The following is an 11,040-nucleotide window of genomic DNA, read 5'->3' as shown; positions in this document are numbered from 1 at the left end:
ACCGCCGGACCGGGGGAGCCCACCTCCACGCCGACCGCCGGACCGGGCGCGCCCGGTCCGGCGGTCGGCGTGGAGGTGGGCTCCCCCGGTCCGGCGGTGGGGCCGGCCGTCGGCGTCGCGGTCGGCTCCGGGGTGCCCGTGGGCTCCGGAGTCGCGGTCGGCGTCGGGGTGGGGGTGACCGCCTCGGTGACGTCGACGCTCACGAGCGTCGCGAGTCCCGAATCGGTGTAGGCGACACGGCCGAGGTAGCGGGCCGGGCCCGCCAGGTTCGACCAGGAGACCGCGTACGCGATCGGCTCGCCCTGCACGGCGTCGACCACGGCGGGGTCGGTGCTCAGCGAGCCGAGACCGTTCTCCGGAGTGATGACGAAGCTGCGGAAGTCGAACGTGACGGTCGAGGATCCCGGAGCGGTCGAGTAGACATCGGCCTGGACCGTGTACTCGCCCGGAGCGGGGTCGGCGATGTCGACGCGCTCGTCGGCCGATCCGGTCGCCGAGGTGAAGACCTTGTCGGTGCTCTCGCTGGTGACGGTGAGGTCGAGGTCGGCCGCGTCGTCGAGCGAATCGAGATCGAAGCGGGCGAACTCGGCGCCCTCCGGCACCACGACGGTGGTCGTCAGCGACTTCCCCGTGGGAAGCGTCGCCGAGTGGCCGTCAGCGGCAGTGGCGTCCTCGGCGAGGACGCCCTCGGCGAGACCGCTCGCGGTGAGCGGCAGCGCGCCGGTGATGCCGGGCGTGACCGTCACCGTGCCGGTGCCGGTCGAGCCGGTGCCGGAGACCTCGTAGGGCGCGTCCAGCAGGACGGGGCGCACCGCGATCGGGCTGCGGACGTCGTGCTCCGCGCTCGCCCAGGTCAGGTAGCCGGTGGCGAACTGGTTGAGCGCCGCCGAGCCGGTGGTGAAGGAGACCGTGTACTCCGCCGTCTGGCCCGCACCCGTGAAGGAGAGGGTCGAGGGCGAGACGACGGTGTCGATCCCGGCGAGGCCGTCGACCGAGGCGGTGTAGGTGCCCGCGCCGGTCGAGGTGACCGTGCGGGTCACGGTTTGCGTGCCCGCGAGGGCGCCGATCGCGATCGAGGCCTGGTTGAGGTCGGACGGGTCGATCGCGGCGATCGGGTCGATCACCGGGTTCGAGGTGAAGACGTAGCCCGCACCCTTGAGGAACGCGATCCAGTCCTCCGTGCCGCTCTGGTAGAGCAGTCCGGGATCGAGGAACGCGGCAGGGTCGACGTGTCCGGCGCCCTGGGCGAAGACGTCCTCGGACGCGGCGCCCGACTGGTCGACGCTGTCGTAGGCGGAGGTCATCATGGCCGACTTCACCGCGGACGGCGAGGCCTTCGGGGTCGCGCCGAGGATCAGCGCGCCGAGGCCCGCCACGTGCGGCGACGACATCGAGGTGCCGGACTCGAACGCGAAGGCGGGGTCGTCGCCCTCGGCGTTGAAGCTGTCGGCGAGGATCGCGACGCCGGGCGCCGTGAGGTCGGGCTTCAGCACGTCGGCGCCGTCCGCCTCAGCGGGTCCGCGCGACGAGAAGCCGGCGACCTGCGGGACGGGGATGGAGGCTCCGGACGAGTTGCCCTCGGAGAGGGTCACGGTCGCACCGGCGGTGCCGGCGTAGGTCGTGATCGCCTGGTAGGCCTGCGAGTCGATCTGGATGCTCGGGACCGAGTGGTCGTCGACGTGCAGGGCGTTCGGGGTCGGGTTGAGCAGCAGCATGCCGATGCCGCCGGCCCGCTCGACCTCGGCCGACTTGGAGACGCGCGCGGTGACGCCCGCGGTGCAGGCGACGATCGTGCCCTTCACCTTGTCGGGGTCGAGGGTGCCGGTCTCGCAGATGGCGGGGTTCTCGGCGCCCGAGCGGACGACGTCGGCGCTGTTCACCAGCGGTCCGGTGACGTCCTCGTGGACCGAGATGGATCCTCCGACGAACTTCTGGCCGTCGCCGAGAGCGGCGGTCGCGGTGTAGGTCGGGATGGAGGACGCGGCGACCGTGGTGTACCAGGGCGACGCGTGGTCGAGCGTGGAGGCGCCCGCACCCGAGTTGCCGGCCGAGGCCGCGACGAAGACGCCCGCGGCGGCGGCGTTGAGGAACGCCTCGTCGATCGCGGTCAGGGTCGAGGTGGCCGAGCCGCCGCCGATCGAGAAGTTGATGACGTCGACGCCGTCCTTGGTCGCGGCGTCGATGGCCGCGAGGATGCCCGCTCCGGAGCAGAAGTCGTCGTCGTCGGTGCCCTCGTCGGGTCCGTTCCAGCAGACCTTGTACGCGGCGACCTTGGCGGCCGGGGCGACTCCGGAGATCTTCCCGTAGTCGTAGCCGTCGACGCTCGCCTCGACGCCGTTGTTGCCGGCTGCCGTGCTCGCGGTGTGCGAGCCGTGTCCGTCGGCGTCGCGCGGGGAGCGGTACTCGGGGTTGTCCGTCGAGCCGACCTCCTCGTCCGCGAGGAACCAGCGTGCGCCGATGAGCTTCTGGTTGCACTCGTCGCCGTCCCACTGCTCGGAGGCGGGGAGCCCCGGCGAGCAGGAGCCGACGAAGGTGCCGCCGTCCGACTTCACGAAGGAGGTGGTGGTGCCGTCCGTGTAGGGGGCCGCTCCGGGCGAGGTCGCCAGGGGCGCGCCTGCGAAGGAGGGGTTCTCGGGCGCGATGCCGGAGTCGATGACGCCGACGACGACGCCCTCGCCCGCCTTGTCGATGCCGCCCAGCTTCTGCCAGACGCCGTTCTCGCCCTCGAGGCCGAGGAAGTCGGTGGAGCGCTGCTGTCCGGTGTCGGGCACCGGGGTGCCGGCGGCGGCCGCGGCGAGCGGCGAGGCCTGCGCGGCGCGGTCGACCTTCAGGTTCTCGACCTTGCGGACCTGGGCGACGTCGCGGCGGCTCGCGAGCTCGCCCGCCTGCTCGCCCGAGAGGGTCGCGGAGAAGCCGTTGAGGGCGACGGTGTAGTGGTAGCCGATGGCGGCGTCGACCGCGGAGGCGACGTCCTCCTGGCGCTGCTCGAGGTGGGCGGAGTAGTCCTCCACCGGAGCCGAGGCGGCCTGCAGCTGCGCACCGTCGACGGGCGCGGTGCGGGCGAAGCGGGCATCGCTGCCCTGGTAGGTGGCCGCGGAGGGCTCGACGAGGGTGACGACGTAGTCGCCGTCGTCGAAGCTCTGGCCGACGGAGAGCCCGCCGACGAGCGAGGCACTGCCGGCGAGAGGGGCGGCACTGGCGCCGGTGGTGGCGAAGGCCGCGGTCGCGGCGACTCCGAGGACGGCGAGGCCCGCGAGGATGCGCCTCTCAGCGCGGCGGACGGGTGGTCGGTGGGACAGGTGGATCGGCAATCGATGTCCTTACTCACATTCGCTGGGAACCGGATCGGTTTCCACACAGAAACGACCCTACGAACTCGATTGCCCAGCTTTGTTACGAACAGGTAACGAAGTTGACGCTGAAGGGGGCCGATCCGTTGGCACTCCCCCTCCCCGAGTGCTAAATTACTCGCGTTGAGCCGGGTCGGCTCAACGCATGGAACTCTTCGTTGCACGACTGAATGGAGTGATCTCATGGCTGTCACCTACGACCCCGTCCGCGAGCTGGACCGCCTCGCCACCGCCCTCCTCGGCTCCGGTCAGGGGCCCCGCCGGATGCCGATCGACCTGTACCGGGACGGCGACCACTACGTCCTCACCGCCGACCTCCCCGGCATCGACCCGGGGTCCGTCGACGTCGACGTGGACGGGCAGCTCCTCACCATCCGTGCCCAGCGCACCGTCGCGAGCGGCGACGACGTCACCTGCATCACCCGGGAGCGCCAGTCGGCGACCTTCGTCCGCCAGCTGAGCCTCGGCCAGGGCGTCGACACCGAGCGCATCGCCGCGTCCTCCGACAACGGCGTGCTCTCGGTGACCATCCCGGTCAGCGAGAAGGCGCGTCCCCGCCGCATCGAGGTCGTCTCGACCGCCCGCCCCGAGCAGGTGCGGATCGGCGAGGCGGCCGCCGAATAGGACGACGAGCGAGGGCCCGTCCGCGATCGTGCGGGCGGGCCCTCCGCGTGTCCGCACGCCCTACGCTGGCCGGATGCGCGCCTCCTCCTCCGATACCGCTGTCGGCGTCCTGCTCCCCCGCGATCTCCCCGCCTCCGAGGTGCTCGTCTACGCCCGCCGCGCCGAGGAGCTCGGCTTCGACGAGCTCTGGGTGGTCGAGGACCTCGGCTTCCGCGGCGGCATCGCCCAGGCCGGCGCGGTACTCGCCGCCACCGAGCGGATCGTCGTCGGCATCGGCATCCTGCCCGCCGCCGTCCGCACGGCGGCCTTCACCGCGATGGAGCTCGGCACTCTCGCCGAACTGTTCCCCGGCCGCGTCCACGCCGGCATCGGGCACGGGATGCCGCACTGGATGCGCGGCCTCGGCGTCTGGCCGCGCAGCCCGCTCACCCTGCTCGAGGAGCAGTTCGACGCGATCCGCTCACTGCTCTCCGGCGAGCGCACCGACCGTTCCGGCCGCTACGTGCACGCGGACGGCCTCGTCCTGGAGTCGCCGCCCGCCGTCGTGCCGCCGCTGCTGGCCGGCGTCCGTGGACCGAAGTCGCTGGCGCTCGCGGGCCGGATCGCCGACGGGGTCGTCCTGGCCGAGCCCGTCACTCCGGAGTACCTCGCGGCGGCCCGCGGCCACCTCGGCGGCACCGGGCGGATCGTCGCCTACAACGTGGCCGCCGTGGACGACGACGCGGCCGCCGCGCGCGACGCAGTCCGGCCGGGACTCGAGTGGATCGGCGAGCCGGACTGGGCGCCGCACATCGAGCCGCTCCCCTTCGCCGAGGACTTCGCCCGCCTGCGGGCCGAGAGCGCCGACCGCGCCGCCTTCGTCCGCGACCTGCCCGACGCCTGGGTCGACCAGCTGGCCGTCGTGGGCACTCCCGAGGACGCTCGTCGCCGCATCGGCCTGCTGCACGAGGCCGGTGCGTCGAGCGTCGTGCTGATGCCGTCGGGGCCCGATCCGCTCCACGCGATGGAGGACCTCGCCCGGGCGCTCTGAGGCGCTCGGCCCGGCCACGTCCCACCGAGCCCTCAGACGCGTCCGGCCCGCAGGATCCGAGGATCGTGCGGGCCGGACGCGTCTGCTGAAGCCGGAAATCAGGCCGACATGCGGGCCTTCAGGTTCTCGTCGAGGGTCGCGAGGAACTCCTCGGTCGTCTGCCAGCCCTGCTCGGGGCCGACGAGCAGGGCGAGGTCCTTCGTCATCTTCCCGGACTCGACCGTCTTGATGACCACGTCCTCCAGCGTGAGCGAGAAGTCGATGAGCTCCTGGTTGCCGTCGAGCTTGCCGCGGTGCGCGAGGCCGCGCGTCCAGGCGTAGATCGAGGCGATCGGGTTCGTCGAGGTGGGCTTGCCGGCCTGGTGCTGGCGGTAGTGGCGCGTGACGGTGCCGTGCGCCGCCTCCGCCTCGACGACGCTGCCGTCGGGCGTGGAGAGCACGGAGGTCATCAGGCCCAGCGAGCCGAAGCCCTGCGCGACGGTGTCGGACTGGACGTCGCCGTCGTAGTTCTTGCAGGCCCAGACGTAGCCGCCCTCCCACTTCATGGCCGAGGCGACCATGTCGTCGATGAGGCGGTGCTCGTAGGTGAGGCCCGCGGCGTCGAAGCGCTCCTTGAACTCGGTCTCGAAGATCTCCTCGAAGATGTCCTTGAAGCGGCCGTCGTAGGCCTTGAGGATCGTGTTCTTGGTGGAGAGGTAGACCGGGTAGTTGCGCGAGAGGCCGTAGTTCAGCGACGAGCGGGCGAAGTCGCGGATCGACGCGTCCTGGTTGTACTGGACCTGCGCGATGCCGTCGTCGGGGGCCTTGTAGACCTCGAACCTCATCGGCTCGGAGCCGTCCTCGGGCGTGAACTCGACGGTCAGCGTGCCCTTGCCCTTGAAGACGAAGTCGGTGGCGCGGTACTGGTCGCCGAACGCGTGGCGGCCGATGATGATCGGCTTGTTCCAGCCGGGGACCAGGCGCGGGATGTTCGAGATGATGATGGGCTCGCGGAAGATCACTCCGCCGAGGATGTTGCGGATCGTGCCGTTGGGCGACTTCCACATCTTCTTGAGGCCGAACTCCTCGACGCGGGCCTCGTCGGGGGTGATGGTCGCGCACTTCACGCCGACGCCGTGCTTCTGGATGGCGTGCGCCGCGTCGATCGTGACCTGGTCGTCCGTCTCGTCGCGGTACTCGATGCCGAGGTCGTAGTACTCGAGGTTCACCTCGAGGTACGGGTGGATGAGGGTGTCCTTGATCTTCTGCCAGATGATGCGCGTCATCTCGTCGCCGTCGAGCTCGACGACCGTTCCCTCAACCTTGATCTTGGACATTGCTCTCCCATGGTGTCGATGACCCCGCACCTGTGCGGGACGGGCGGCTCTGCACCGCTCCGGATGGCCTCCGCCAGCCTACCCGAGGCGCGAACTGTCTCGATGTCGAGACAGTTCTCGATCGTCCGCGCCGGGGCCGGTGCACGTCGCCCGACAGGAGGATGCCCGCCGTCCTGCGCCGCCGGTACAGTGACGGCATGAGTGACCTCCGCCTGGAAGAGCTGTCCGCCTCGAACATCTCCGCCGTGAACGGTCTGAGCCTCAAACCCGGCCAGGAGCAGTTCATCGCGCCGGTCTCCTACTCCGCCGCCGCCGCGGTGATCGACCCGGGCGCCTCCTGGCAGCGGGCCGTGATGGACGGCGACGAGCTGGTCGGCTTCATCCACGCGCACTTCGACCCGGAGGCGGCGGAGGAGTTCCGCAGCTGCATCTGGCGCATCAACATCGACGCGGCGAAGCAGGGCCGCGGCGTGGGCACCTTCGCCGTCCGCGCCACCGCCGACGAGGCGCGCGCCCGCGGCTTCGACACCCTCACGGTGATCTGGGAGTCCGGCGAGGACGGCCCGGAGCAGTTCTTCCGCTGGATCGGCTTCGAGGTCGTCGGCGAGACGCAGTACGGCGAGAACATCGGGGCGCTGACGCTCTGAGCGCGGCGCCGGAGGCAGCGGAGCCGGCCGACTTCGTCTCCGCCGTCCTCGAGGTGGTCGCCTCGATCCCGCGCGGCCGCGTGATGGCCTACGGCGAGATCGCCGCGGTCCTCGGCACGCGTGCGGCACGCGCGGTCGGCACGGTGATGGCCCGCTACGGCTCCGACACCGCCTGGTGGCGCGTCGTCCGCGCGGGAGGAGCGCCCCCGGTCGGCCACGAGGAGCGCGCCCGCCGGGAGTACGAGCGCGAGGGCACGCCCCTCGTCGTCACGCCGGGCGGCTGGCGCGTCGACGTGCGCAGCGCCCGCTGGCGCCCCTGAGCCGGGAGCGGCTCCGGGACGTGAGTCGCGAGCAGCAGCCGATCAGACGAGCGAGTCCCGCCAGGCCGCGTGCAGGGTGGCGAAGCGGCCCTCGCCGGCGATGAGCGCCTCCGGGGTGCCGTCCTCGAGGATGCGGCCGTGCTCCATCACCAGCACCCGGTCGGCGATCGCGACCGTCGAGAGGCGGTGCGCGATGATGACCGCCGTGCGGTCCGCCAATAGCGTCTGCAGGCCCTGCTGCACCAGGCGCTCGCTCGGGATGTCGAGGGAGGAGGTCGCCTCGTCCAGGATCAGCACCGCCGGGTCGGCCAGGAACGCGCGGGCGAACGAGATCAGCTGGCGCTGACCGGCCGAGACGCGGCCGCCGCGCTTGTTCACGTCGGTGTCGTAGCCGTCCGGCAGCGCCTGGATGAACTCGTGCGCGCCGACCGCCTCCGCGGCCCGGACGATCTCGTCGTAGGACGCGGTCGGCCGCCCGATCGCGATGTTGTCGGCGACGGATCCGGAGAAGAGGTACGCCTCCTGGGTGACCATCACGATCGCGCGCCGCAGGTCCTTCGGGTGCAGCTGCCGCAGGTCCACGCCGTCGAGGGTCACCACGCCGTCGCTCGGGTCGTAGAAGCGCGAGATCAGCTTGGCGAGCGTCGTCTTGCCGGCGCCCGTGGACCCGACGAGGGCGATGGTCTGCCCGGCGGGGATGTCGAGGTCGAAGCGCGGCAGCACCTCGCGGTCGGCGGTGTAGGCGAAGCGGACGCCCTCGAAGCCGAGGCGGCCCCGCGCCTGCCGCAGGTCGACCGGGCGGGCCGGATCCGGGACGCTCGGCTCCTCGGCCAGCACGCCCGAGATCTTCTCGAGCGCGGCGGCCGCCGACTGGTAGGAGTTGTAGAACATGGCCATCTCCTGCACCGGGTCGAAGAAGCGCCGGGTGTAGAGCAGGACCGCCAGCAGCGCGCCGATCTCGAGCCCGCCGTCGAGCACGCGGACGCCGCCGATGAACAGCACCACGGCGACGGTGACGTTGCCGATCAGCACGAGCCCGGGGTCGAAGGTGCCGAACACCCCGAAGACGCGCTTGTAGGCGAGCCGGTACTGCTCGACGACCCCGCCGAACACGGACTCGTTGCGCTTCTGCGTGCGGAAAGTCTGCACGGCGCGGATGCCGGTCATCGACTCCACGAACTGCACGATGAGCCGCGACGAGGCGACTCGGGTGCCGCGGAACAGCGCCTGCGACCGCTTCTGGAACCAGCGGGTGAGCAGCGCGAGCGGCACCAGGGCGCAGGCGAGCACGATGCCGCTCACGCCGTCCAGGGAGACGAGGGCGATCGCGACGAAGCCCATGTAGAGCGCACCCTGCACCAGCTGGTTGATGCCGGAGTCGAGCAGCTCGCGGATGGAGTCGAGGTCGCTGGTCTGGCGCGAGATGATCCGGCCGGAGGTGTAGTTCTCGTGGAACTCCAGGCTCAGCTTCTGGGTGTGCAGGAAGACCCGCTTGCGCAGGTCGATCAGGATCGCCTGGCTCACCCGCGCGGAGAGCACGGTGTACCAGGCGACCAGGAGCGCGCCGACGAGTCCGGTGAGGATGTAGGCGCCGACCGTGACCGCCAGCGGGACCGCGTTCCCCGCGAGGACCGCGGGCAGGCCGTTGTCGATGCCCGCCGCGATCAGCGCCGGTCCCGCGACCTGGGCAGCGGTCGCGACGACGACCACGACCGCGGTGAGCACCAGCCGCAGCCGGAGCGGCCGCAGCAGGGAGCCGAGCAGCCGCAGCGAGCGCCGGCGCAGAGCCGCCGACTCCGCTCTGCTGAGGTCGTCGCGCTCCTCGGAGGAACCGAGCGTGCTCATGATCGCGTCTCCTGGTGGGTCGTCGTGGGGCGGGAGCCGATGCGCTGGGTCCCGGCGGGCCGGGTCAGCTCGTCCTCCTCGAGGCTCGAGATGACGAAGCGGTAGTGCGGGCTGCTCGCGAGCAGCTCGCTGTGGGTGCCGACCGCGGTGATGCGGCCCTCCTCCATCAGTGCCACGCGATCGGCGAGCGCCACCGTCGAGGGGCGGTGGGCGACGATGATCGCCGTGGTGTCGCCGAGCACGCGGCGCAGCCCCGCCTCGACGCGCGCCTCCGTGTCGACGTCGAGCGCCGAGAGCGGGTCGTCGAGGACGAGCACCGCCGGACGCGCGGCCACCGCGCGGGCGAGGGCCAGGCGCTGGCGCTGGCCGCCGGAGAGGCTCATCCCCTCCTCGCCCACCTTCGTGTCCAGGCCCTCGGGGAGGCGGTGGACGAAGTCGGCCTGCGCGATCTCGAGGGCCTCGAGCAGCTCCTCCTCGGTCCCGTCGGGTCGGCCGAGGAGGACGTTCTCGCGCACGCTGGTGGAGAAGAGCGTCGCGTCCTCGAACGCCATGCCGACGTGCGTGCGCAGCTCGTCGCGGCGGAGCCGGCGGATGTCGACGCCGTCGAGCTCGATGGCGCCGCCGGTCACGTCGTAGAGGCGCGGGAGCAGCGCGGTGAGCGTCGTCTTCCCGGACCCGGTGATGCCGACCAGTGCCATCGTCTCGCCCGGCTCGACCTCGAGGTCGACGCCGTCGAGGAGGTCGCGGTAGCGCTCGGGGGCGTCCTGGTAGCGGAAGTGGACGTCGCGGAAGCGGACCCGACCGCGCGGCTCGAGGATCGTCTCGGGGTCCTCCGGGTCGGTGATGGTGTTCCGGCTGTCCATCACCTCGAAGTAGCGGTCGACCGCCGTGCGGGTGTCGAAGGTCATCGAGAGGAGGAAGCCGATCGACTCCACCGGCCAGCGCAGCACGGTCGCGGTGGCGAAGAAGGCGAACAGCTCGCCGACGCTCAGCTGGCCGGCCGCGGCGAGCCAGACCCCGCCGAGCAGGCAGAGCGCGAACGCGATGTCCGGCACCAGCAGCAGGACGAACCAGATCCCGGCGATGGCGCGGGCCTTGTCGATCTCGGTGCCGCGGAGCTTCTCGGCCTGGCCGGCGAAGTTCTCCAGCGCGTGCTGGTGGCGGCCGAAGGCCTTGAGGACGCGGATGCCGTGCACCGACTGCTCGACGGTCGTGGCGAGGTCGCCCGCCTGGTCCTGGCTGCGGCGCGCGATGCTCGAGTAGCGCTTCTCGAACGCGAACCCGTAGATCCAGACCGGGATCGAGCACACGACGAAGAGCACGCCGAGGATCGGGTTCCAGTAGACGAGGACGCCGAAGCCGACGACGATCGTCAGCGCGTTGACCACGAGCAGGACGAAGCCGAAGGCGATCCAGCGGCGGATGAGGCTGAGGTCGCTCATCGCCCGCGACAGGAGCTGCCCGCTCTGCCAGCGGTCGTGGAACGAGACGGGGAGGTCCTGCAGGCGGCTGTAGAGCGCCGAGCGCATGCGCGCCTCGATCCGCGTGCTGGGGGTGAGGACCATCCGGCGGCGCAGCGCGATGGCACCGGCCTCGACGACGCCGAGCACGAGGATGACGGCGACCGGGCCGATCAGCGGCCCGAGGTCGCCGGAGCCGGCGGAGGCCGCTCCGTCCCCCAGCGGCCCGTCGACGAGCTGCTGCAGGACGATCGGGATGACCAGCGACACCAGGCTCGCCACGAGCGCGACCGCGATGCCGCCGACCAGCCGGGGCAGGGAGTCGCCGACGAAGGGGACGAGGCGCAGCAGGGTCTGCAGCGTGCTCGGGCGCTTCTGCGCGGGGGCGCCGGGAGACGGGAGGGCGGGAGCGGACACGGCGGAGGGCTTTCGCGACGAGGGCGGGGCC

At 71.7% G+C, this 11,040-nt stretch carries 8 protein-coding genes; 4 read left to right on the top strand and 4 right to left on the bottom strand.

The window, feature by feature from the left end; translation table 11 throughout:
* The coding region (locus C5C63_RS16415) for a S8 family serine peptidase (RefSeq protein ID WP_104326449.1) at positions 1-3,311 on the bottom strand (3,311 nt) is incomplete at its 3' end.
* A 222-nt stretch (positions 3,312-3,533) separates the two neighbouring features.
* Here C5C63_RS16415 and C5C63_RS16410 point away from each other — a divergent pair.
* Both C5C63_RS16410 and C5C63_RS16405 read left to right on the top strand, forming a co-directional pair.
* Complete coding sequence (locus C5C63_RS16410) at positions 3,534-3,974, top strand: Hsp20/alpha crystallin family protein (protein ID WP_104326448.1); 441 nt, start codon at positions 3,534-3,536, stop codon at positions 3,972-3,974.
* Positions 3,975-4,047: 73 nt separating this feature from the next.
* Positions 4,048-5,004, top strand: a complete 957-nt coding sequence (locus C5C63_RS16405) for an LLM class flavin-dependent oxidoreductase (protein ID WP_104326447.1) — start codon at positions 4,048-4,050, stop codon at positions 5,002-5,004.
* Between the two features lie 98 nt (positions 5,005-5,102).
* Here the strand turns inward: C5C63_RS16405 and C5C63_RS16400 are convergent, their stop codons facing one another.
* Positions 5,103-6,320: an NADP-dependent isocitrate dehydrogenase gene (locus C5C63_RS16400; protein WP_104326446.1), complete on the bottom strand. Its 1,218-nt coding sequence runs from the start codon at positions 6,318-6,320 to the stop codon at positions 5,103-5,105.
* Positions 6,321-6,517: 197 nt separating this feature from the next.
* Here C5C63_RS16400 and C5C63_RS16395 point away from each other — a divergent pair, with 197 nt between their 5' ends.
* Together C5C63_RS16395 and C5C63_RS16390 are read left to right on the top strand one after the other, a co-directional pair.
* Positions 6,518-6,967 carry a GNAT family N-acetyltransferase gene (locus C5C63_RS16395; RefSeq protein WP_104224946.1) on the top strand — a complete coding sequence of 150 codons (450 nt, stop codon included), beginning with the start codon at positions 6,518-6,520 and terminating at the stop codon, positions 6,965-6,967.
* Positions 6,964-7,287 (top strand): MGMT family protein, encoded by a 324-nt coding sequence (locus C5C63_RS16390; protein ID WP_104258301.1) that lies wholly within the window; start codon positions 6,964-6,966, stop codon positions 7,285-7,287. Before C5C63_RS16395 ends, C5C63_RS16390 begins: the two co-directional genes overlap by 4 nt.
* A gap of 42 nt (positions 7,288-7,329) precedes the next feature.
* Here C5C63_RS16390 and C5C63_RS16385 read toward each other — a convergent pair whose 3' ends face one another.
* Positions 7,330-9,132 carry an ABC transporter ATP-binding protein gene (locus tag C5C63_RS16385; RefSeq protein ID WP_104326445.1) on the bottom strand — a complete coding sequence of 601 codons (1,803 nt, stop codon included), beginning with the start codon at positions 9,130-9,132 and terminating at the stop codon, positions 7,330-7,332.
* Positions 9,129-11,009: an ABC transporter ATP-binding protein gene (locus C5C63_RS16380; protein WP_104326444.1), complete on the bottom strand. Its 1,881-nt coding sequence runs from the start codon at positions 11,007-11,009 to the stop codon at positions 9,129-9,131. The genes C5C63_RS16385 and C5C63_RS16380 overlap by 4 nt, the downstream gene beginning before the upstream one ends.
* Between the last annotated feature and the right edge of the window lie 31 nt (positions 11,010-11,040).

It is taken from the genome of Rathayibacter sp. AY1B8 (assembly GCF_002932775.1).
In the GTDB taxonomy this organism is placed as follows: domain Bacteria; phylum Actinomycetota; class Actinomycetes; order Actinomycetales; family Microbacteriaceae; genus Rathayibacter.
This window is presented reverse-complemented; position numbering and strand designations above follow the sequence as displayed.

Bases quoted from the DNA above. Each gene is read 5' to 3' on its own strand.
- C5C63_RS16410 (WP_104326448.1), top strand. From the start codon at position 3,534: ATGGCTGTCACCTACGACCCCGTCCGCGAGCTGGACCGCCTCGCCACC.
- C5C63_RS16405 (WP_104326447.1), top strand. From the start codon at position 4,048: ATGCGCGCCTCCTCCTCCGATACCGCTGTCGGCGTCCTGCTCCCCCGC.
- C5C63_RS16400 (WP_104326446.1), bottom strand. From the start codon at position 6,320: ATGTCCAAGATCAAGGTTGAGGGAACGGTCGTCGAGCTCGACGGCGAC.
- C5C63_RS16395 (WP_104224946.1), top strand. From the start codon at position 6,518: ATGAGTGACCTCCGCCTGGAAGAGCTGTCCGCCTCGAACATCTCCGCC.
- C5C63_RS16385 (WP_104326445.1), bottom strand. From the start codon at position 9,132: ATGAGCACGCTCGGTTCCTCCGAGGAGCGCGACGACCTCAGCAGAGCG.